Origin of the sequence: uncultured Microbacterium sp. (genome assembly GCF_947488465.1) — a bacterium.
Classification (GTDB): domain Bacteria; phylum Actinomycetota; class Actinomycetes; order Actinomycetales; family Microbacteriaceae; genus Microbacterium.
Map to the genome: position 1 here is coordinate 172,665 of NZ_CANKZA010000003.1, position 20,696 is coordinate 193,360.

General features: G+C 65.1%; 27 protein-coding genes and 1 tRNA gene. 10 read left to right on the forward strand and 18 right to left on the reverse strand.

The genetic code is table 11. The features are described 5' to 3' along the window. Positions 1-3 precede the first annotated feature (3 nt). Both Q0653_RS08515 and Q0653_RS08520 read left to right on the forward strand, forming a co-directional pair. On the forward strand, positions 4-1,158 hold the full coding sequence (locus tag Q0653_RS08515; RefSeq protein ID WP_298744669.1) for a DNA polymerase III subunit delta': 1,155 nt from the start codon (positions 4-6) through the stop codon (positions 1,156-1,158). Then, a complete protein-coding gene (locus tag Q0653_RS08520; protein WP_298944190.1) occupies positions 1,155-2,717 on the forward strand; it encodes an alpha/beta hydrolase in 1,563 nt (520 codons plus the stop codon). Before Q0653_RS08515 ends, Q0653_RS08520 begins: the two co-directional genes overlap by 4 nt. Before the next feature lie 12 nt (positions 2,718-2,729). Here Q0653_RS08520 and Q0653_RS08525 read toward each other — a convergent pair whose 3' ends face one another. The 3 genes from Q0653_RS08525 to Q0653_RS08535 form a co-directional block, all read right to left on the reverse strand. Then, positions 2,730-3,389 (reverse strand): ABC transporter permease subunit, encoded by a 660-nt coding sequence (locus tag Q0653_RS08525; protein ID WP_298744665.1) that lies wholly within the window; start codon positions 3,387-3,389, stop codon positions 2,730-2,732. After that, the gene (locus tag Q0653_RS08530; RefSeq protein WP_298944192.1) at positions 3,382-4,419 is read right to left on the reverse strand and encodes a methionine ABC transporter ATP-binding protein; all 1,038 of its coding nucleotides are present in this window, start codon (positions 4,417-4,419) and stop codon (positions 3,382-3,384) included. The genes Q0653_RS08525 and Q0653_RS08530 overlap by 8 nt, the downstream gene beginning before the upstream one ends. A 66-nt stretch (positions 4,420-4,485) precedes the next feature. Continuing rightward, positions 4,486-5,400 carry a MetQ/NlpA family ABC transporter substrate-binding protein gene (locus tag Q0653_RS08535; RefSeq protein ID WP_298744661.1) on the reverse strand — a complete coding sequence of 305 codons (915 nt, stop codon included), beginning with the start codon at positions 5,398-5,400 and terminating at the stop codon, positions 4,486-4,488. 216 nt (positions 5,401-5,616) lie between these two features. Between Q0653_RS08535 and Q0653_RS08540 the strand changes: the two genes are divergently transcribed. The 5 genes from Q0653_RS08540 (at position 5,617) to Q0653_RS08560 (ending at position 9,581) form a co-directional block, all read left to right on the forward strand. Then, a tRNA-Thr gene (locus tag Q0653_RS08540) sits at positions 5,617-5,691 on the forward strand. A 25-nt stretch (positions 5,692-5,716) separates the two neighbouring features. Then, positions 5,717-6,106 (forward strand): hypothetical protein, encoded by a 390-nt coding sequence (locus tag Q0653_RS08545; RefSeq protein WP_298944195.1) that lies wholly within the window; start codon positions 5,717-5,719, stop codon positions 6,104-6,106. Between the two features lie 54 nt (positions 6,107-6,160). Next, the gene (locus Q0653_RS08550; RefSeq protein ID WP_298944197.1) at positions 6,161-8,386 is read left to right on the forward strand and encodes an MMPL family transporter; all 2,226 of its coding nucleotides are present in this window, start codon (positions 6,161-6,163) and stop codon (positions 8,384-8,386) included. Continuing rightward, positions 8,383-8,961: an isochorismatase family protein gene (locus Q0653_RS08555; protein WP_298944199.1), complete on the forward strand. Its 579-nt coding sequence runs from the start codon at positions 8,383-8,385 to the stop codon at positions 8,959-8,961. The genes Q0653_RS08550 and Q0653_RS08555 overlap by 4 nt, the downstream gene beginning before the upstream one ends. Next, a complete protein-coding gene (locus tag Q0653_RS08560) occupies positions 8,958-9,581 on the forward strand; it encodes a DUF2510 domain-containing protein (RefSeq protein WP_298744652.1) in 624 nt (207 codons plus the stop codon). The genes Q0653_RS08555 and Q0653_RS08560 overlap by 4 nt, the downstream gene beginning before the upstream one ends. Before the next feature lie 6 nt (positions 9,582-9,587). Here the strand turns inward: Q0653_RS08560 and Q0653_RS08565 are convergent, their stop codons facing one another. The 4 genes from Q0653_RS08565 to Q0653_RS08580 all read right to left on the reverse strand — a co-directional run bounded on the left by Q0653_RS08565 (position 9,588) and on the right by Q0653_RS08580 (position 11,590). Then, the gene (locus Q0653_RS08565; RefSeq protein ID WP_298944201.1) at positions 9,588-9,815 is read right to left on the reverse strand and encodes an RNA-binding S4 domain-containing protein; all 228 of its coding nucleotides are present in this window, start codon (positions 9,813-9,815) and stop codon (positions 9,588-9,590) included. Between the two features lie 505 nt (positions 9,816-10,320). After that, positions 10,321-10,728, reverse strand: coding sequence for a GNAT family N-acetyltransferase (locus Q0653_RS08570; protein ID WP_298744646.1), 408 nt, complete (start codon positions 10,726-10,728; stop codon positions 10,321-10,323). A 353-nt stretch (positions 10,729-11,081) separates the two neighbouring features. Further along, a complete protein-coding gene (locus Q0653_RS08575; protein ID WP_298744644.1) occupies positions 11,082-11,342 on the reverse strand; it encodes a Txe/YoeB family addiction module toxin in 261 nt (86 codons plus the stop codon). Further along, positions 11,339-11,590, reverse strand: coding sequence for a type II toxin-antitoxin system prevent-host-death family antitoxin (locus Q0653_RS08580; RefSeq protein ID WP_298944203.1), 252 nt, complete (start codon positions 11,588-11,590; stop codon positions 11,339-11,341). Before Q0653_RS08580 ends, Q0653_RS08575 begins: the two co-directional genes overlap by 4 nt. 363 nt (positions 11,591-11,953) lie before the next feature. On the opposite strand from Q0653_RS08580, the gene Q0653_RS08585 reads away from it, so the two are divergent. Both Q0653_RS08585 and Q0653_RS08590 read left to right on the forward strand, forming a co-directional pair. Continuing rightward, positions 11,954-12,232 (forward strand): type II toxin-antitoxin system RelE/ParE family toxin, encoded by a 279-nt coding sequence (locus Q0653_RS08585; protein ID WP_298944205.1) that lies wholly within the window; start codon positions 11,954-11,956, stop codon positions 12,230-12,232. A 14-nt stretch (positions 12,233-12,246) separates the two neighbouring features. After that, the gene (locus Q0653_RS08590; protein ID WP_298944208.1) at positions 12,247-12,528 is read left to right on the forward strand and encodes a HigA family addiction module antitoxin; all 282 of its coding nucleotides are present in this window, start codon (positions 12,247-12,249) and stop codon (positions 12,526-12,528) included. A 77-nt stretch (positions 12,529-12,605) separates the two neighbouring features. Here Q0653_RS08590 and Q0653_RS08595 read toward each other — a convergent pair whose 3' ends face one another. Further along, positions 12,606-12,815, reverse strand: a complete 210-nt coding sequence (locus Q0653_RS08595) for a hypothetical protein (protein ID WP_298944211.1) — start codon at positions 12,813-12,815, stop codon at positions 12,606-12,608. 166 nt (positions 12,816-12,981) lie between these two features. On the opposite strand from Q0653_RS08595, the gene Q0653_RS08600 reads away from it, so the two are divergent. After that, positions 12,982-13,161 (forward strand): hypothetical protein, encoded by a 180-nt coding sequence (locus tag Q0653_RS08600; protein WP_298944213.1) that lies wholly within the window; start codon positions 12,982-12,984, stop codon positions 13,159-13,161. A gap of 104 nt (positions 13,162-13,265) precedes the next feature. On the opposite strand, the gene Q0653_RS08605 is transcribed toward Q0653_RS08600, so the two are convergent. From Q0653_RS08605 to Q0653_RS08650, 10 genes are all read right to left on the reverse strand, one after another. Next, positions 13,266-14,207 carry a serine hydrolase domain-containing protein gene (locus tag Q0653_RS08605; protein ID WP_296194759.1) on the reverse strand — a complete coding sequence of 314 codons (942 nt, stop codon included), beginning with the start codon at positions 14,205-14,207 and terminating at the stop codon, positions 13,266-13,268. A 297-nt stretch (positions 14,208-14,504) separates the two neighbouring features. Then, positions 14,505-14,726 carry an AsnC family protein gene (locus tag Q0653_RS08610; RefSeq protein ID WP_296194756.1) on the reverse strand — a complete coding sequence of 74 codons (222 nt, stop codon included), beginning with the start codon at positions 14,724-14,726 and terminating at the stop codon, positions 14,505-14,507. A 361-nt stretch (positions 14,727-15,087) separates the two neighbouring features. Continuing rightward, positions 15,088-15,864 (reverse strand): CBS domain-containing protein, encoded by a 777-nt coding sequence (locus Q0653_RS08615; RefSeq protein WP_298944216.1) that lies wholly within the window; start codon positions 15,862-15,864, stop codon positions 15,088-15,090. 154 nt (positions 15,865-16,018) lie between these two features. Then, positions 16,019-17,509, reverse strand: a complete 1,491-nt coding sequence (locus Q0653_RS08620) for a toll/interleukin-1 receptor domain-containing protein (protein ID WP_298944218.1) — start codon at positions 17,507-17,509, stop codon at positions 16,019-16,021. 301 nt (positions 17,510-17,810) lie between these two features. Then, a complete protein-coding gene (locus Q0653_RS08625) occupies positions 17,811-18,017 on the reverse strand; it encodes a hypothetical protein (protein ID WP_298944220.1) in 207 nt (68 codons plus the stop codon). A 101-nt stretch (positions 18,018-18,118) separates the two neighbouring features. Then, positions 18,119-18,364, reverse strand: a complete 246-nt coding sequence (locus Q0653_RS08630; protein ID WP_298944222.1) for a hypothetical protein — start codon at positions 18,362-18,364, stop codon at positions 18,119-18,121. 255 nt (positions 18,365-18,619) lie between these two features. Continuing rightward, the gene (locus Q0653_RS08635; RefSeq protein WP_298944223.1) at positions 18,620-19,018 is read right to left on the reverse strand and encodes a hypothetical protein; all 399 of its coding nucleotides are present in this window, start codon (positions 19,016-19,018) and stop codon (positions 18,620-18,622) included. Between the two features lie 57 nt (positions 19,019-19,075). Then, entirely contained in the window at positions 19,076-19,627 is a 552-nt protein-coding gene (locus Q0653_RS08640) for an adenylyl-sulfate kinase (RefSeq protein WP_298944225.1), read from the reverse strand. 105 nt (positions 19,628-19,732) lie between these two features. Further along, entirely contained in the window at positions 19,733-19,972 is a 240-nt protein-coding gene (locus tag Q0653_RS08645) for a hypothetical protein (protein ID WP_298745414.1), read from the reverse strand. A gap of 66 nt (positions 19,973-20,038) precedes the next feature. Continuing rightward, positions 20,039-20,692 carry a hypothetical protein gene (locus tag Q0653_RS08650; RefSeq protein ID WP_298944227.1) on the reverse strand — a complete coding sequence of 218 codons (654 nt, stop codon included), beginning with the start codon at positions 20,690-20,692 and terminating at the stop codon, positions 20,039-20,041. Positions 20,693-20,696 lie beyond the last annotated feature (4 nt).

The window sequence follows — 20,696 nt, forward strand, 5'->3', positions numbered from 1 at the left end:
GTCATGACCGCCGCCCTTGCCCCCGCGTTCCCGTGGGGTGATGTCTGGGGGCAGGACGAGGCACTCTCCCAGCTGCAGGCGGCGGCGAGTGATCCGGCCCAACTCGCGCACGCGTGGCTGATCACCGGTCCTCCGGGGTCGGGCCGATCGACCCTCGCCTCCGCGTTCGCGGCGGCTCTGATCGCCGAGCCGGGGGATGAGGCAGCCATGCGGCAGGTGCTCGCCGGCACCCACCCGGATCTGACGGCGCTGCGGACCGAAGGCGTCATCATCTCGATCAAAGATGCGCGGGCGCTCGTCGAACGCTCGTACTTCTCGCCCTCACTCGGCCGTTATCGCGTGATGGTCATGGAAGACGCCGATCGGATGGTCGAGCGCACGAGCAATGTTCTCCTGAAGGCGCTCGAAGAGCCACCCGAGCGCACCGTGTGGATCCTCTGCGCACCGAGCGACGCCGATCTGCTCCCGACGATTCGGTCTCGCGTGCGCACGCTGCGGCTCCGCGAGCCCGAGGTCACCGATGTCGCGCGATTGATCACGTCGCGGACGGGTGTCGATGCGGCCGTTGCCGAGCAGTCCGCCCGTCTCGCGCAACGGCACATCGGCATGGCTCAGCGGTTGGCGACGGATGCCGATGCCCGCGCGCGACGGGAAGAGACGCTCCGGCGTGTTCTCGCGGTGCGCGGTGTGGGCGACGCGGTCGAGACCGCGGCGCGCATCGTGCAGCTCGCGACGGATGATGCCAAAGCGCTCACCGCAGAACGCGATGAGGCAGAGCGTGAAGCGTTGCTGCGGACGCTCGGGATCGCCGCGGGCGCGGCCGTGCCCCCGGCTGTGCGTGGCCAGCTCAACGCGCTCGAGGACGATCAGAAGCGTCGCGCGACGCGCAGTCTCCGCGACGGGATCGACCGGGTGCTCACCGATCTCGAGTCGATGTTCCGCGACACGCTCATGCTGCAACTCGGGCGTCCTGGTGACCTCATCAATCGTGAGCTGCAGGATGAGCTCACCTCGCTCGCCGCCTCGTGGACATCGCGGCGCACACTCACGGTGCTCGACCGCATCTCCGCGACCCGTTCGAACCTCGAGGGCAACGCAGCCCCGGTGTTGGCCCTCGAAAGCATGCTCGTGACCGTCGCGAGCGGAAGGACTCCGTGACCTATCGTCGACGTCTTCTCGCCGCTGTGGCCGGCCTGGCTGTGGCCGCTCTCACCCTCACCGGGTGCCTCTATTCGGCGATCCCGCCCGAGGGTTCCGCGACCCCGGCGCCCAGTCGCGAGCCCGATCTGAACGGCGCACCCGCAGGCTTCGAGGAGTTCTACGCTCAGAGCCTCGATTGGCAGAGCTGCGTGGGTGCCGATGCCGGCGCCTACGACTGTGCGACCGTGACGGCGCCACTGGACTGGGCCGATGCGGCTTCGGGGACCATCGAACTCGCGGTCATCCGTCGTGCGGCAACGGGCGGCACAGCTCTCGGCTCCCTCCTGACGAACCCCGGTGGTCCGGGCGCCAGCGGCTATGACCTGGTTGCCGACTCAGCGACCTTCGCGGTCGGCGCTCCTCTCCTCGAGGCGTATGACGTGATCGGCTTCGATCCGCGGGGAGTGGGCCGCTCGACCGCGGTGGCGTGCCTCGATGCGGCCGGCATGGATGCCATGCTCTACGACATCCCGGCCGATCCCCGGGGGAGCGAGGGATGGACCGCGGAGCTCACCGACCGCAATGTCGGCTTCGTCGAGGCATGCGAGGCGAACTCCGGCGGCATCCTGCCCTACATCACGACGGACAACTCCGCCCGCGACATGGATCTGCTGCGCGGGGTGCTGGGAGATCCGAAGCTGAACTACCTCGGGTACTCCTATGGCACCTTCCTCGGGGCGACCTACGCGAAGCTCTTTCCTGAGCGGGTCGGACGCCTGGTGCTCGACGGGGCGATCGACCCCTCGGTGTCCGGGCTCGACGTCGGAACCACGCAAGCCGTCGGTTTCGAGTCGGCGTTGCGCGCCTACATGGCTGACTGCGTGAGCGGGCGGGACTGCCCGTTCACGGGCACAGCGGACCAGGCCATGGGCGACCTCGCGACGCTGTTGGCCAGTGCGGATGCCGACCCACTGCCCGGGTCGGACGGTCGGATGCTCGGCGCGGACAACCTGCTCACCGGCATCATCGCCGCCCTCTACGCGCGAGAGAGTTGGTCTTCTCTGACGCAGGCGCTCTCGGCTGCGCTCCAGGGCGATGGATCGATGGCGCTTCAGCTCGCCGACTTCTACAACGGACGCAATGCCGATGGGACGTATGCCGACAATTCGACGGAAGCGTTCCGTGCCTACAACTGCATGGACTATCCCCTCGATACGTCGGAGGCAGATCAGGATGCGGCCGACGCGAAGATCGCGGCCGAAGCGCCGACGATTGCTCCGTACTGGCAGGGTGTGGACGTCTGTGCCGTCTGGCCCTATCCGCCCACCGGGGTGCGCGAGAAGATCAGCGCGGACGGAGCGGCACCGATCCTCGTCGTCGGCACGACGAACGACCCTGCCACGCCCTACGCCTGGTCGGTCTCGCTCGCCGATCAGCTCGCCTCCGGCGTGCTGATCACCCGCGAAGGCGAAGGGCACACCGGGTACAACAAGGGCAACGCGTGTGTGGATGCTGCCGTCGAGGCCTATCTCATCGACGGCACCGTCCCCGCCGCCGATGTGACCTGCGGCGCGTGATCCACGCGCGGGTCAGCGCCGAAGGATGCGGCGTGCCAGCCAGTTTCCGAAGAACTGCACGGCCTGCACGATCACGATGATGATGAGCACGGCTGCCCACGTCACCCACGGATTGAACTGCTTGAACCCGTAGTTGATCGCGAACTCGCCGAGGCCGCCGGCCGCGACGGCCCCGGCCATTGCCGTCATATCGACGAGGGCGACAACCACGAACGTGTAGCCCAGAATGAGGGGGCCGAGGCCTTCGCGGGGCACGAGGCGGAAGAGGATGCGCGACCTGCTTGCGCCAGCGGCTCGTGCCGCCTCGATCACACCCGGGCGCACCGTCAGAAGGTTCTGCTCGACGATGCGGCTGATCGCGAACAGCGAGGCGATCGTGATGGCGAAGATTCCGAAGGTCACGCCGATTCCGGGGATCCCGACGCTCCGGGCGAGTGGCTGTACCGCGGCGAGCAGGATGATGAACGGGATCGGCCGGATCGTGTTCACGATCACGTTGAGAATCCCGAAGACGGCACGGTTCGGGAAGAGGCTCCCTGGCCGGGTGGCGTACAGGGCCATCCCGAGAATGAGTCCGCCGATACCGCCGAGGATGAGTGCGGCGCTGGCTACGTAGAGGGTTTCCGCGGTGGCTGCCCACAGTTCCGGCAGCAGGTCGATGAGCCTATCCACGGCTGTCCTCCTCGGACAGGGTGGCGAACGCAGCCGCGGCCACGAGTGCGCGATCCACGGCATCCTGCGCGCCGGTAAGGGCGAGCGTCAGATGACCGAAGACGCGGCCGCGGATGTCGTTGATGCCCCCGTGTACGACTTCGAAGCGCACGCCTTCATCAGCGAGCGCGGCGAACACATCGGCTTGCGCGGCGGTTCCTTCGCGGACGTCGAGGGTCACGATGCGACCGGGGTGTCGCTCGCGCAGCACCGCAAGATCTTCACCCGTGGGGACGTCTTCGATGATGCTGGAGACGAAACGGGCTGTCGCCGCATGCTGTGGTGCGGAGAGGATGTCGAACACCGCGCCCTGTTCGATCACGCGCCCGTGTTCCATCACGACGACACGATCGGCGAGATGTCGGATGACATCCATCTCGTGCGTGATCACGAGGATCGTGATCCCGAGTTCGACGTTCACCCGCTTCAGCAGAGCGAGCACTTCGCCGGTCGTGTCGGGGTCGAGTGCGCTGGTCGCCTCGTCCGCGAGGAGGATGCGGGGGCTCGTTGCGAGTGCGCGAGCGATGCCGACGCGCTGCTTTTGCCCACCGGACAGCTGCTCCGGGTAGTTCTTGGCTTTGTCGGCCAGCCCGACGAACGCGAGCAGTTCGGCGACGCGCGCGCGGATCTCCGCCCGGGGGCGACCGGCGACTTCGAGGGGGTAGGCGACGTTACCCGCGACAGTGCGGGAGTCGAAGAGATTGAACTGCTGGAAGATCATGCCGATGTCGCCGCGCAGCCGGCGCAGGTTGCGCTCGCTGAGGCGGGTGATGTCGCTGCCATCGATCTCGACCGCACCGGAAGACGGTGTCTCCAGCGCGTTGACGAGCCGGAGGACGGTCGACTTTCCGGCGCCGGAGTAGCCGATGATGCCGCAGATCTCGCCTGCGGCGATCTCGAGTGTGACGTCATCTACGGCGACGACGGGCTCGGCTCCCGGGCCGGACGGGGGGAACGCCTTCGTGACGCCGGTGAGGCGAATGAGGGTCATGGTGACTCCTGGGATGACACGCGGATGCGGCCCGTTCGGGGAACGGGCCGCATCCGGAACGGGGTGTTACTGCTGGCCGCGGATCGATTCCTCGGTCTCCGTCAGCGAAGCGACGAGGTCGGCGACCGGTGTCGTGAGAAGCAGTGCGCTGCCGCCGGAAGCCTCGACCACGCCGTCCGTGACGGCCTGCGTCTCCTGGTAGATCTGGACGAGCTTCAGGTACGTCGGGTTCTCAGCATCCTCCGCCTTCGCCGCGAAGATGTTGATGTACGGGAACGCTGACGCATCGGTCGGGTCGTCCTGAGCCAGCAGCTGGTCGCTGGTGAGTCCAGACTTCGCGACGAAGTCGTTGTTGACGACGGCGCCGGCGAAGTCAGGGAGCGACGAGGCGGTGAAGTCGGCGGCGACGGCTTCGACCTTCACCTTCGAGCCGTCTTCGATGTCGGCGACGGTCGAGAAGATCGAGCCGCCGTCCTTCAGTTCGATGAGGCCGGCCGACTGGAGGACCAGCAGCGCACGCGCCTGGTTGGACTCGTCGTTGGGCACGGCGATCGTGTCGCCCTCTGCGATGTCGGCAACGTCGGAGTACTTCGTCGAGTAGAGGCCGAGCGGGTAGATCGCGGTCGCACCGATGGGCTGCAGGTCATCGTCTGCGGCAACGTTGTAGGTCGCGAGGTAGATGATGTGCTGGAACTGGTTGAGATCGAGCTCGCCCGCCGACAGCGCCGGGTTCGGCTGGTCGTACGAGTCGAAGTTCACGATTTCGACCTCGATTCCTTCGGCAGCGGCGGCCTCGGTGTAGGTCTCCCAGTACGGCTCTCCGGCCCCGACGACGCCGATCCGGACGGGTTCGGCGGTTGCGTCGCCGCTGGCGGCCGGATCGCTGGATCCCCCCGCGCACGCGCCGAGCAGAAGAGCCAGCGGGAGAGCGAGGGCCGCGGCGGCCAGGCCCTTGCCGCGGAAGATGGTGGGCTTCGACATGGTGGTGCTCCTTGTGGATCGGGGCACCGCGGAGCGCGGAGAGTCCAGTGAAGACCGCGCTCGCCTCATCGCGGTGCCGTTTCGACGGTAGACGGATGCCGGGGACCGGGCCAATCCGGACGTAACATGTCGACACCGTAGGCTCCCGCGCTGGTTCGCGGCCGACCGATCCACCCTGTAGGATCGATGATCGTGCATAGCGCTCCGGCGACGTGCGCCACCTTAGCTCAGTGGTAGAGCAGCTCACTCGTAATGAGCAGGCCGTCAGTTCGATCCTGACAGGTGGCTCCAATGGTTCCCCCGGGAGGAGAACTCCGTGGATCGCACGGCCGACATCCTCTTCGAGATCTTCACGTGGGTCGGTGTCGCCGGCTTTCTCACGCTCGCTGTGGTCGCGGTGATCGTCTGGGCCGCGGACGGCACCTGGATGCCGGCCGAAGCGATCGTGGATCGTGACAGCGGTGAACCGATTCTGCGATGGTTCGACGCTGACGGCGACCCCAACAGCGCAGTGCCGGCCTCGTCTGACCATGCGGCGATCGCATCGCGGGCCACGGTGCCGATCTGGTATCGACACGGGTGGCGTGATCGGATGCGACTGACTCCTCGCCCTCCGGCGCTGCGCGCGACGATGATCGGTGCGGCAGCCATGCTCGCCCTGGGGATCGTGTCCTTCATTGCCGGATGGATCGTTCTCGCCGCCTGATCCGATCGAAAACAGATTGCACGAGAAGCTCATATTGCTAGATAAGCTAGCAATATGAGCTCGACTCCCTCGCGTTGGTTGCGTATCGGCATCCCCTCACTGCTCGTCCTCATTTGGCTGATCGGCGGATCCGTGGGCGGCCCGACCTTCGGCCGTGTCGACGAGGTGGCCACGAACGACCAGTCGTCGTTCCTGCCGGCCAGTGCCGAAGCCACTCAGGTACAGGAGCGACTCGCCGATTTCACCGGCGGAGACACGATTCCGGCTGTCGTGGTCATCACCGGCGACGGCGAGCTGTCCAGCGACCAGCAGGCGCAGATCAATGACGCGGTCGCGGCGCTCGGCGACGTCGAAGGAGTGGGGGAGCTGTCACCCGCGCTCGTGTCGGAAGACGGTGAAGCGGCGCAGGTGTTCGTGCCGATCGACTCGACCGGCGACGTCGGCGAGACCGTCGAAGCCATCCGGACCGCGCTCACCGACGACCTGCCGGATGGGTTGGAAGCGTGGGTCACGGGCCCTGCGGGCTTCACCGCCGACCTCGTGAAGGGCTTCCTGGGGATCGACGGACTCCTGCTCGGTGTCGCGCTCGGCGCCGTCTTCATCATCTTGGTGATCGTCTACCGCTCACCTCTGCTCCCGATCCTCGTGTTGCTCACATCGGTGTTCGCCCTGTGCGTGGCCCTGTTGACGGTGTTCTGGCTCGCCAAAGCCGAGATCGTCGTGCTCAACGGCCAAGTGCAGGGGATCCTCTTCATCCTCGTCATCGGTGCGGCCACCGATTACGCGCTGCTGTACGTCGCACGTTTCCGCGAGGCGATCGGCGCCGGGCTGCGGCGATGGCACGCCACGGTCGCGGCGTGGAAGGGCGCCTTCGAGCCGATCGTCGCTTCCGGCGGCACGGTCATCGCCGGGCTCCTCTGCCTTCTGCTCAGTGACCTTGCCAGCAACCGGGCGCTCGGGCCGATCGCCTCGATCGGCATCGTGTTCTCGGTCTTGTCGGCGCTCACCTTCTTGCCGGCCCTCCTTGCACTCGTAGGTCGGGCCGCATTCTGGCCGTTCATCCCGAAGAAGGGGGCGACAGACCTCCCCGACGCCCTCACTCAGCCGATCGCGGGTCTCTGGCCTCGCCAGGCGCGTTTCGTCGCCCGGCATGCGCGACCGATCTGGATCGCATGCACGGTTGTTCTGCTGGCGGCATCCGTCGGCGTGCTGCAGTTGAAGGCCGACGGCGTTCCCGCGAGCGACCTCGTCCTGGGTGTCTCCGAGGCCCGCGACGGGCAAGACGTGCTCGCCGAGCACTTCCCCGCAGGCTCGGGCAGCCCCGTCTACGTCATGGTCGCGGAAGACAACCTGGCGGAGACGGTCGGTGTCCTGGAGGCGGATGCCGGAGTCGATGCGGTCTCGGTCGTCTCGGCGGACAGCCCCACCGGTCAGGTCGGCGTCACCCTCGACGCGGGAGAGCCGGTGTTCACCGTGCAGGGGCCGCCCGGAACAGCCGCGCCCGCACCCACGGTCTCCGGCGGGGACGTGCTGGTCGTCGGCACATTGACGGATGCCGCCGACTCGATCGCTGCGGAAGACACGATCCGCTCGCTGCGCACTGAGTTCACGTCGACATTGGGCGAGGGTGTTGCGCTCGTGGGTGGGACGACCGCCGTCGACGTCGACACGAACGACACGTCGATCCGCGACCGGACGATCATCATTCCGACGATCCTCGTCGTGATCCTCGTCATCCTCATGCTGCTGCTGCGGGCGGTCCTTGCACCCGTGCTCCTGATGCTGAGCGTCATTCTCTCGTTCGGCGCCGCGCTCGGCGTCAGCGCGCTCGTGTTCAACCATGTCCTGGGCTTCCCGGGGGGTGACCCGGCGGTGCCGCTCTACGGCTTCGTGTTCCTTGTCGCGCTCGGGGTGGACTACAACATCTTCTTGATGTCGCGCGTGCGGGAAGAGTCTCTCGTCCACGGCACGAGACCGGGGATCCTGCGCGGACTCGTCGCCACCGGCGGCGTGATCACGTCGGCCGGCCTCGTGCTGGCGGCGACGTTCGCCGCGCTCGGCGTGACCCCCATCCTGTTCCTCGCCCAGCTCGCCTTCATCGTGGCGTTCGGTGTGCTCCTGGACACCTTCCTGGTGCGGTCGTTGCTCGTTCCGGCCGTCTCGTACGACATCGGCAAGGCGATCTGGTGGCCCTCGAAACTGGCGCGCACCGACCCGCCGGCGTCGGAGTCGACTCCGGCGATGACGCGAGCGGAGTACCGGGCTACGCTCGGAGAATGACCCGGGCACTGTTCATCGTCGACGTCCAGAATGACTTCACCGAGCACGGTGCGCTGGGCGTCGAGGGGGGTGATGCGGTCGCAGAGCGCATCACCGCCTTTCTGGCGGAGCACGCCGCCGACTACGAGATCGTCGTCGCTTCGCGTGATTGGCACGAAGGTGAGTCCGACAACGGGGGTCATTTTTCTGCCGAGCCCGACTTCATCGACACCTGGCCTGCGCACTGCGTCGCAGGAACGGATGGTGCCGAGTATGACGAGGGATTCGACACCGCCGCGGTCACGCACCACCTGAAGAAGGGGCAGGGGAAGCCGGCCTATTCGCTCTTCGAGGGGCACGCCGATGACGGGCGCACGGCCAGGGAGTTGCTCGAACAACACGGGATTCTCGACGTGGACATCGTCGGGATCGCCACCGACTACTGTGTGCGTGCCTCCGCGTTGGATGCCGTCGCGGCGGGTCGCCGCATCCGCGTCTTCACCGATCTGATCGCCGGAGTGCACCCAGAATCCAGCGCCGCCGCCCTCGCCGAACTCGCCCACGCGGGCGCCGAACTCCAGGAGAGCATCCGATGAGCATCCCCGCCGGCTGGTATCCCGATCCGTCCGGCGCGCCCGGTACACGGTGGTGGGACGGCGGGCAGTGGACGGCGCACGCGTCTCCCGTGGCCGGTTACGCCGCCGTTCCCTCGGCGCCGGCGAAGATCGATGTGCCGACCTCCACGGTGTGGGTGTGGCTGGCGATCGCAGCCTCGGTTTTGCCGTTCTTCACGATCTTCCTGATGGACTGGCCCGGCTTCATCGACGCGATCGCGGCGACCGCTGCCACCGGGGCCGATTCGTCGTACCTGGTCACCTGGCAGCTGAACTCGCTGCTGATCTCGTTCGTCAGCTGGGGGGCCATAGCCCTCTTCATCCTCTTCAGCTGGCTCGATTGGCGAGAGTTGGGCAGGCGCGGAATCGTCCGCCCGTTCCACTGGGCCTGGGCTTTCTTCGGCCTGCTGAGCTTCGGTGTCGCCGTGTACATGATCGGGCGCGCAGTCGTGCTGGGTGCGCGCACGGTACGGGGGTCATGGGCGCCGTTGTGGGTCTGGATCGCCGCGACGGCCGCCTGCTACATCGCGGCGTTCGCGTGGGTCTTCTGGTTCTTGGGGGCGCTGTTCTCTGCGCTCGGCCCCTCCATGACCTACAACTGATCCGTTCTACGGACGGACGCGGACCGAGCGCCCTTCGAAGCTGACGACATCGCCGATCTGTAGCTGTCGTCCACGGCGTCGATCGACCTCACCGTTCACGGTGACGAAGCCGTCGATGATGGCTTCTTTCACCTCGCCGCCCGAGTCGAGCACTCCCGCGAACTTCAGGAACTGACCGAGCCGGATGCTGTCGCCCCCGATTGGGATGTCGTCGATGGGCGGCTGATTCGTCATGTCGAGAAGGGTAGTCGACCCGAGGTAGGTCGGTGTGCTGGTCGAAAGGCACTCGAGGCAAGAGGGGAGTGCGGGTGGTTGCCGGTGGTGGACGTATTTACAAGCTGGCAGGGCACTACTTCTAACTGACAACGCCGTTCGCGTGCGCGAACAGCTTCACGTCGAAAGAGAGCTGAGCTCATGTCCACCATCGAAAGCCGCGGGCCCATTGGCACCGAGGTCACCCAGGTCGCCCGCTACCGGGCGTCTGAAGAGACGGCCGGCGGATTCGTCTTGCCGAGTTCGGGAAGCAGCGATCGAAGTCGAGCGCACCTGGCACGAGATTATTCCGGCGATCACCCAAGGAGAACCCACGTTGCGGCCGGACAACAACGAGCTCGTCTTCTTCGCCAGAGACGGCTCCGTGATCTTCGGAGACGTTGTGATCATGTACACCTCGAATCAGACCACTGTCCCTGTGCGGTACACCGTCGCCGCGGAGTGACATCTCGGCGCAGGCACTCCGTCATCGCGCTGATCGGACCATCGCGGTCGTATCGGGGGCTGTGAAACCGAACTGCTGGTACAGCCCGTGCGCATCCCCGGTGAAGAGCGTCCATCTGAAGTCGCGTCCAGGGCCGTCGTCGATCATGTGTTGCAGGATGCGTTTGCCGAGCCCCTGGCCTCGGTGCGCCTCGATCACGAAGACGTCGGCGAGATACGCGAAGTTGACGCCGTCAGATACGGCGCGAGCAAAACCCACTTGCTCTCCGGTGTCGCCGCAGTAGACGCCGACAACGCGCCACGCAGCGGCGATCTGGGTGTCGATGTCGACACGAGTGCGCTGTCGGCCCCAGTAGGCCTCTGTCGACAGCCAGCCCCAGATCATGTCGAGCTGGATGCGGACAGGGTCATCGTCGAGTTCGTACTCCATTCGATCATTGTGATCCCCGTGCCGCCGACCTCGACCGGGCCAGTCGCTATCTGGTGGACTGTCAGACAGGGTGTCTAACCGGTTGAGTCCAATTCGGCGACGTAGGCGACGGAATCTGCGCAGTCGCCCACGGGCTCATCAACCGCTGAGCGATATCGCGCGGGAAGCCCTGGGGCCTCGGCAGAGTCGCCCAGATGTAGGGCTTCCTCGCGTTCGGTCTGCGTCAGGTGCCCCTCACCGAGACGAGCGACGGCGCAGCTATCGGGCCCTGTGAGATCTGCCACGCGGATCATGATCGAACCACGTATGGTCGGCACACGTCGATTCCAGCGGCGGAGGAATCGTGTCGGGAGTCAATAGTGGTCGCGGGCTTGGAGAATGATGACGTGGCTATCGGTGACGTAGTAGACCAGGCGGTTCTTGTCATCGATTCGGCGTGACCACGCGCCCGAGAGAATGTGCTTGAGCGGTTCGGGTTTGCCGATCCCCGCGAAGGGATCCCGAATTACGGCTGCGATCAGCTGATTGATGCGCTTCAGCGTCCTGCGATCCTGCGTCTGCCAGTAGACGTAGTCCTCCCACGCGTTCGGGTCGAACCCGATCGTTCGCGTCACGCGTCGAGGAGGTCGTGCTGTTCGAAATCTTCGCGACGGGCGCGCTCGATTGCGGCGAGCAGCCGGTCAGCGTTGGCAGGGTTGCGGAGCAGATACGCAGTTTCGGTCATCGCGTCGTAATCGTCCTTCGACAGAAGGACGGCGTTTCCGTGACGCGAAACAACCTCGACGGCCGTGTGGTCTTCATTGACCTGCTGGATGAGGCCGAAAAGAGTCTTACGGGCCTCAGTCGCGGTGATTGCAGTCATCTCTGCCTCCCTAAGTAGTACGTCAAAGCGTACCACTTTGCGATTACCGGGTTCGGTCAACCATCTGCGCGGATCGCGTCGACAGGCCGCGATCCCAGTGTTACAAGGGATCGGGGCGGTGAAAGAAGGGTGGGCCCCGTGGGGCTCGAACCCACGCAGGCGGATTTCGACCCGTTGACATTTGACGCCGATCGTTGATTTTCCGCGGTTTTCTGGCATGCTCGGCAACAGATGAAAACATCGAAATGCGAACAGATGTTGTCAAAATGTTGTCACGGAACGTGAGGCTTCGGGACCCGTTTGCGGACGGTGGGTCAGTCCGGATCGGTTGTATCGCGATGCGATACGCGATACACTCGCCGGGTGATCGTCGGCTTCCGGCATAAGGGCCTGCAAGCTCTCTACGAGTCGGGGTCGAAGAAGGGTGTACAGCCTGCGCATGCTCCAAAGCTCATCCGCATCCTGGGTGTGCTCGATGTCGCTCAGGCGTCGGCCGATCTTTCGATCCCCGGATTCCGCACCCATGAGCTGAGGGGCGACTTGGCCGGCCACTGGTCGGTTTGGGTGAACGGCAACGGGCGAGTGACTTTTCGGTTCGTCGGGCAGGACGTCGAACTCGTGGATTACCAGGACTACCACTGAAGGGGGAGAAGACCATGATGAAGAACCCGCCCCACCCCGGCGAAATCATTGGGGAAGATGTGATCGGCGAACTCGGCCTGAGCGTCGCTGAGGCTGCCGCGCGGCTCGGCGTGGCTCGCGTCACGCTCAGCCGGGTCATCCACGGACACTCCGGAGTGAGCCCGAACCTTGCGATCCGCCTCGAACGGTCAGGCGTCAGTACGGCGCGGGCCTGGATGGCCATGCAGACCGCCTACGACCTCGCGCGCGAACTCGAGGACAAGTCACACGACGTGCAGCCTCTGGTCGTCGCCTGACAGGACGCAGGAGGGTCGCAGGGCCCTGGCTCGAAACGGGTCGCCGAAAGAGCTAGCCGCACAGCGGTCCACGCCACTCAAATGAGCGAGATGTGTTCCGAATCCTTTGGGGCGCTGCGGGAGCTGCGGTATTCGATGATGCTGCGAACCAGGAAGACCAGCGCTGCGAGGAATGTAACGGCGATCGAGGTGGTCGTCCACCATTCCGACACTGTGCGACTAAGCATCATGCTGCCGGCTCCGAAGAAGACCACAGCGCCAAATAGGTAGTTGCTCCAGCCGGTCATGCTTTGAGCGTAGTCGACCGTCCTCGCGATGAGAAGGCGCTCGGCAGATCATGGAGGCGCGGCGCTCGCTGACGATCCGCATGCGAACACTGCAAGAGAAGGCGACCCAGCGACGCCGCTCATCGCACCTCAACTCAAGCAAGGTTGCCGCCGTATGCTCACCACCATGGATGATGTCGTGACGGTGAAGGACCTCATGCGCGAACTCGGGTATGACGACGAGGGGCGAGCCGTTCGCGCCGCCCTCCGCAAGGCTTTCCCGGGGCATCCGAAGAACAGTCGATGGGACCCCCTCTCGCCAGTGCAGATCAGCTTCGTGCGTAAGAGCGTCAGCCCCAAGCGCTAAGGATCGTCCAGCGGGGCGCTCCCGCGTGCTCGAGCGCCCTCGGGTCGATGGACGTCCACCGTTCGGGGTCATTCAGCCTGCCAGGGCCGCAGGGGCGTCGGCCGCTACCTCCCTTCGTTCGGGTTCGTTCCTGTCGTGAGCTCCGTCAGCAGTCGGAAGCCCTGCCGGTCGACTGGGCTGTGACGTGCCGACAGAACGGCCAGCCCGACGCCGGCTGCACGATCGACGCCGATCCAGCTGCTGAATCCTCCGGTGCTGCCGTTGTGCCAGGTGATCGGTCGCCCGCGGTGGCTGACCGTGATCCAGCCCGCGCCAATCCCGACCTGGGGGGTGAAGTCCGAGGTCGGTTCCAATGCGGAGAGCCCCGGCGCGGTTCCATCGATCACGGATCGCAGGAAGTCGCGCATTGTGACGACCGAGGCGCGGATGCCGCCGGCGGGCGCCACTGCTTCACCGATCCACGCGGCTGCGGGTCGTCCCCATCGACCGTGGCCGATCACATCCGAGGCCCGAAGGTCCGATTCGCGACTCGGAGCCGAGAATTCGACTCCCATGCTGTCGTGGAGGAGCTGGGCGAAGGTGCGGCCTTCCGCTGCCGCGACGGCATGTCCGAGTAGTTGGAAGCCGAGGTTCGAGTAGCGGGCGCGGGGAGCGCCGACCGGCACGTTCCGCGTCTGGTCGAGAAGTTCTGCGAGCGAGTCGCCGTAGGGATTCTCGCCCCTGAGCAGGAACCTGACGTTTCTGCTCAGGGGGCGCATCCCTGGCGGCAAGCCGGGGAGCCCGGATCGGTGGATGGCAAGTGAGTGGAGGGTCACTGACCCGACCTGCCCGTGATCGTCGAGGGGAAGCAACTCCCGAAGGGTGGTCGTCGGTGAGACGACGCCACGCTCCGCCGCGTCTCGATACAACATGCCGGTGATGGCCTTCGAGATCGACCCGATCTCGAACGTCTCATCGCCGCTCGCTCCTGCTGTCGCAGTGCCGTCCCCCTCCCGAGTGACCGCCGCAACTGCTGCTGGTCGTTCCGGACGGAAGGTGCGGCTCACCGTGCGAATGAGTTGAGTGTCCCCACCCCATGTGCTTCCCAAGGCAGTCCTTCCTTCGGCGCCAGCAGCCTCGATCCGAAGCCCCAGTCGGACACCGACGCACTCGTATGCTTGCTCGTCAAGAATAGTTGACAACGACTCGCCTGGTCAACGTATATTGACGACGTTCGCCCCCCCTGTCTCGACACGCGCTGCGACGCCCACCCCGGTTCGCGGCCGTCCTCGCCGCGCACCCCTGAAGGCTGATCGGTGGCTGTTCGGTGCCGTCAATGCGACCGGAATGCGACCACGGGATCCCTATCGCTTTCCGTACTTCCGGTGCGCCGCTTGCTTGGTCACGCCGAGGCTCAGCGCGATCGCTTCCCAAGACAGCCCGGCTTGCCGGGCGCGTCGGACGTAGACGGCCTCACCGCGCTCGATCTCGCGGCGAAGCTCGGTCACGATCTGCAATGCCTCCGCTGGACCCTTGTCAGGCATCGAATCGACCAGCGTCTTCCATCTCTCGATGTCGACTTCCATGCGTCAATGCTAGTTGACGAAGTGATGCCGAAACCCAGCGGCATATCGCCACTGGTGATCTGGGTGCACGGAGGAGCTCGGGTCGCAGGTTCCGCTCCTGGCCGCATGCGTGTCAACCGCGTTCCGGTTCCAGCCATTGGCTTCCCCGCTGAGAGCGGGCACGGTCGGAAGAGATGTCCCGTAAGGGGATCCCTGAACGTGCACCGCGCGGATGAGCGGCCTGCTTGAGCGGGTTCTGACCCGCGCGGTGTCGAAGCCATTCCGGGTGGATCAGCTCGGACACCAGCGTGATGTGATTGGGGAGGTGGGCTCCGGACGAAGGAAGTCGAATCCCTCCCTCCCTCGCCGGCAGCAGCGGGAGCTACTCGGACCCGTTGGCAAGGTCGACAAGTAGCTGTGCGGACACACGTATGAGGTTTGGCAGCGCCGCGACCGTTCTCTCGTCCGCTGCCGCCAACTCCCGGAAGTGCATGATCTTGTTCCGCGCCGCGACCGCCTCCTGAAGCGAGCGCTGGAAGGTGACGCGTTCGAACATGCTTGTGATGCGGGGCCAAACTGCCTTCTCTGTCAGGACCGAGACCAGGTCGCCGAGCGTGAACTGTTGGGCGGGTGCGGAGAGCTCGCGAGAACTGCGTGGCAAGGCGCGTCCGACATCCTCGCTGGACAGCGCACCACGGGCTTTGAGAGCATCGAAGATCCGGCGAAGGATGTCCTCAAGCCTCTCGAAATGTAGGAATGGTTGCGTGAGATCAGCGAGCGCCTCTCCGAGGTCTGCGCTAGTCACGATCCCGACGATCTGCTCCCGATCGCCCATCACGAGTACGTACCCGTGCCTGTTCACGTCACCGATCGCTTGAAGCAGATCGTCATCAAGTCGGAATCGCGGAAAGTCGATGTCAAGGCAGTCCGCAAGAGTTGCCGCTGGGTTCCGGGCCAATGCACGCCCCATACTCTGCCAACTGACCACTCCGACGGGCTTCTTACCGCGCAACACGGGCAGCTGAGAGAAGTCCCCCAGCTCCATTTCGGTGCGCGCTTTAATCAAATCATCGGTGTCCTTGATCGTGATCAGAGGCTCAAGTCTCGCACTCGGGATATACGCGACAGTTAGGGCATCACCCGACTTGCGACGACTCATCCTCCGAGACTATTGCCAGCCGAGACCCGTGCGTGAAGGCTCGGCGGGCGGCAGCAATCCCCACTCGGGCAATGCTCGACGCGGGAACGGCGGGGGACGCATTCGATCCGTTTGCGGGCAGTCCCCCGCACGGGCTGCCCTGAATAACCAGCACCTACCAGCGAGAAGACCTGATGCGACCCGCGAGGTCCGCGACGTTCTCCAGTGCGGCGATTGCGCGCTCAGAGTCACCGCCGAAGAGACCGGCTAGTAGCGGGGTCCATCCAGCACCTTGCGCCCGCGCCTCATCCAGCATCACGACCTCCGGCCCCTTGTCGCTGTGGCGGTGTCGCCAGGTATAGCGGCCGTAGCCCCCGTGCGACCCGTAATACCGATCTGACTGCGCACGAGCGTCTTCCGAGATCACGTCGAGCAACACTTCGACTCGGTCGAAGGCATCCGCGTAGTCAGCGTCGCTCGCAAATTGCTGCCTGTAGAGCGGGGCTAGAACCGTGAACAGATGATCTGAGACTGGCGTGTACCTACGTCCGCCACCGTTCGTGAGGAGCGAGTCCAGCTCTTCGTCGCTCATCGGCTTCTGATCGTCCTCGAGACAGAGCAGCGTGCCGAGCGCTGTCCACTGATCGATGCCGACAACGCTCTGGCTGCCGGAGGTAAGAATGAACGGAACGCGCGTTCCGTTCAGCGTCGACACGAGGACGTCGGCGGTCGCCGCTCGCAGCATGGAGTAGTTCTGCTTTGCGACCGCGCCGAGCGCCGTCGCAAAGGTCGCGACGACGGCCGGGTACTGGTGGAGCGAGGTGAGCAGATCAACTCCATCTCGCTGCGTTGACTCCTGCGCGAGTACGCGAAGCGTCTGGGTGAGTTCCTGCTCGTGCGCCTGCGAGCCGTACATCGCGATCAGCTTCAGCGGCACTAGAGCGGGAGCAAGCAGGTCGTCATAGTTGCGGACTCGGCGGACCCAGCCACGGGCGTACGCTGCGTCCACCTTGGTGCCGGCTGTGACGGTCAGCGGAAACTCATCGCGGTTGCTCAGCGCGACGCGAAGAGGTGTGCGCATCTCCGACATGTACTCATCGAAGTCCATGATGAGCGACGGGTTCCGAAGCAGACCGCGAAGCCGCTCGACGACGTCGCTCTGTGCGCGACCCGCGTCGGCCGCGACCGTGGATACCGATGCAGGTGCTACCCCCGGCGTCGCGCCGATCGCCCGCTGGATCGCGACGACCAGGCGGCTCAGCTGAGCGATCTTCTGTGGGCCGAACAGATCGGCCCGATGGATAGAACGGCCGAGCGTCCGCCCCGCTCCTAGGTCGAACTCGGGGATTTCACATTCGTCTAGCCGCGCCGTCATGAGCCAGGAGGCGCCCGGCGGACGAGTGCGGTACTCCTCAGCGGCGAGCGTCAATTCTTCAAACTGGTAGGACTTCTCTCGCTTAGCGAGATTGGAGGAGAAGCATGCCAGGAATACGAACGACCCGCTCCGGATGGCGCTTCGGATCTCGCGTTGCCAATCATCACCCGGCCAGAGCTTGTCCTTGTCTCTCCAGACGATGAAATCAGCGGCCTCCAGCGCACCTTGAAGCTCGTCGATCGCATCGGAGTCTTCGTTGATGTAGGAAATGAAAACGTGGTCCCCTGGCACGAGGCTCAACCTATCGGTGTGCTGCGGTATCTACTCGCGAATCGCTTGGGAAGTGTCGCCAGGGTTTCGGGCGTTGAGTCGCCGCGGCGACGGCAGGCAAAGGGGCCACGGGTAGCAAGGGAAGAGCATGTAGAGATCACCCTGCCGGCGCGTTCGGCGGGGATTCGCTGACATCTTTCGGGGGTTGATCCTCACGACCCCGATGTGCGCAGCGGCACGCCACGCATGGTCTCAGGAACCAGCTCATCGACGGTACACGTGAGTACGGTGCCGGCGAAACCGCCGCGCGCAAGCCGGTCCACTATCGTGCGCCGTCGCGGCGCTGGCTGATGCTGTATCCGGCCACCAAGCTGAGACCCGCGATGCCGACAATGCTGATGGCGACTGCGGTCGCCATCAGCGGCGTAAGTACGACGACTGCGCCCGGGAAATATGCTTCGGCGGCGAGTGGTTGGTAGGCGAACCAGCCGAAGGAAGCCGTCGCCGTCGCGGCCGTGGCGATGAACATGATAACGCCCCCGAGCGTAAGTACGCCAAAGCTGATCGCTGCGATGGCTGCTCTGAATGACGGGCGGTGCATGACCGAACGATACCGTTCGCTACGGTCCGTCAACGGGCGGGTCGTTGCTCCTTGGCGAGAAGTGCAATCACGAGGAGCGCAGTTGATATGAGCGCTGCGAACGCGGCGCCCGTCATGACCGCGGAATCCGCGGGCAGCATTGCGCAGCCAACCGAGGAGTCCTCATAGTCGCAGCTTCGCCAGGGCTGGAAAAAGTACACGACGGCGACTGCTCCTCCGGCGACCGCGATGATCGCGGTCGAGACGATCAGCCATCGACGCAGATCCATGTGCATGGCTTGAGTTTAGGCATTCTCGCGATCGCCTGCCGGTTGATACTCACGCCTTTGGCCACCCTGTCTCCCCGTCAAGCCCATTCTTCGCTAAGGATCTCACGGGTGACCGACGCCGGCGCTGACACCCGAGCTTGATCGACGCGTGCCGGACGCAAGCCGGTCCTTTTGCGAGCGGCACCCGAACCCAGATTGCAGCACGGACCCTCTCGACTTCGTACTCGCAAGGAAACCAGCGATCTAACCCCGCACCCCAACTCAGGAGGTGAACAGGGAGAGGTAGTTCTCTTGAGCGATCCCAAAGGCAATGAAGAATACGACGAAGCCCAGGATTGCTGACCCGACCAACGCGACCGTGGTCCACAACCACCGGCTGCCGCGCACACGCGGCGGAGGAAAGCACGCAACAGCAATCGCACCTAACAATGGGACCGGGATGGCTGCCCATTCGAGCGCTTGTGCCGTGTAATAAATCGTCTCCTCAGCCGGCGTGGCGGGCCACGGGATATCCCCCTGCATCGTCCCGAAGAGAAAGCCGCTCGCCGCCGCCAAGACAGTCATAAGCAAGCCGACTGCGATCAATGCCACCCAGGAACCACTCGAATCGGCCCGCTCATTGGTGGCAGCTGCTGACTCCTGCGCCGCGACTGTACTCACCCAGTCATCCTCGCAAGACGTTCAGAAGGCGCGCAAGACAGTCCTTCAGCGAACTACTCAGTGCGTACTCAGATCGGCACGTGCGGATGCGATCGCGTCTTGGATGTGTGCGACGCCCAGGTCGACGGGGACCGCATTCGTGTCGATCAGCACATCCGGATCGATCCGGGTCAGTTGGCGCGGCCACCGCTCGTAGACGCCGCCCAGGAACTCTCGCTCTTTCGAGACGCCGCGCGTGGGATCTGCCTGTGCGCGATCGAAAGCCACGGCGAAGGGAGCGGTGGCGGCAACGGTGACTGTTGCTGCACCTTCCGGCACTTGGCTCCGAAGCCTTCGCAACTCGTCATAGGTTCCTGAGCCTTCAGCGACAACGCATGTAAGGCCCGTCCTTGCCCACATTCCGGTGACGGACTCGAATATTCGATGAGCGTCGTCCCAGCTCGGCAAGGTGGGTAGTGCCATAGCGGCGATCTGATCGAGCTCGATAAGCGCGACCGCCTCGCCCTGCTCACGTAGCGCGGTCGCGACGGCCGCTGCGAGTGTGCTCTTCCCGGACGCTTGGGGCCCAGCGATCAGGACGACAATGAGCGGGAGTTCTGCGGATGCCATCTGTCCACGATGGCGGAACTCTTCACCCAAAGCCATAGATCCGAGACGGTCCTTCCGCGGGCACCGCGGGGAATCGAAGCGGCAGGCTGAGAGCGACCGTGATGGCTAGCGCTGGACTGGCCGGCTGGTGCTTGGTGCTGGTCGATCGTTGGCCGTGATCGCGGCCTGCGCCGCGCCTACCAAGGTGGTCGCGATCCCAGCAAACATGAGAAGCCAGAGCATCGGGTTCCAGCCGCTGATTCCGGTCTCATCCGCAATGATGCCGAAGTTGTACGACGCGGCTCCGCCCGCGACGGTGGTCACCACACCGAGCCCAATCACAAGAACCGCCAAGATCATCCGCATGTGAGCAACCTGCCACACCGCGGTTCGGCCGGGCAACCCGCAGCAACAGGTTCGCATGCCGGTCGCTCAGCGTGCGCTCGACTGGCTGGTTTCTGCGGCGGCCAGCATCCCCGCTGATACGAGCGTTGCGACGCCGATTCCCGGTTGCAGCGTCGTGCCGATCAGGATGAGGCCGATCCCGCTGTACAGCACGGTCGCCGACCGTCGGCGCTGCGTCACGCTGCCGACGATTCCGAGCAGCAGGCCGAGCGTGCACAGGGATACAGCAGGCAGCACGGTCATCACCCACACCCCTGATCCTGTTTCACCCTCCGGCCGCGGCCCGGTATACACCGTCGCCGCGTAGAAGGTCCACCACGCGACCCAGCCCAGCGAGACGGTCGCGAGCGCCAGAAACGCGGTTGTGCGCCGGGGAGACGGCCGGGCGATCGCGGTGAACAGCCCGATAAGGAGGAGTAGCGCCGACATTCCCCCGAGGCCGACCGCAACAACGAGGTATCCGATTCCGTCGCCGCACGACCACGTGCCGTTCTCACCCCACTCGCCGATACCCCACGAGCAGTTGTAATGGAGGGTTTCGCGGAATAAGCCGAAGCTGAAACCGGCGCAAAGAAAGGCCAGGAGTCCGCCGGATGCGACCGCGATTGCGGCCCACTGTTCGCGGTCCCGCCCGGGCGCGGCCGCGTTTGATGGCTTGGTCTCCATCGACGGTTCAATCACCTCG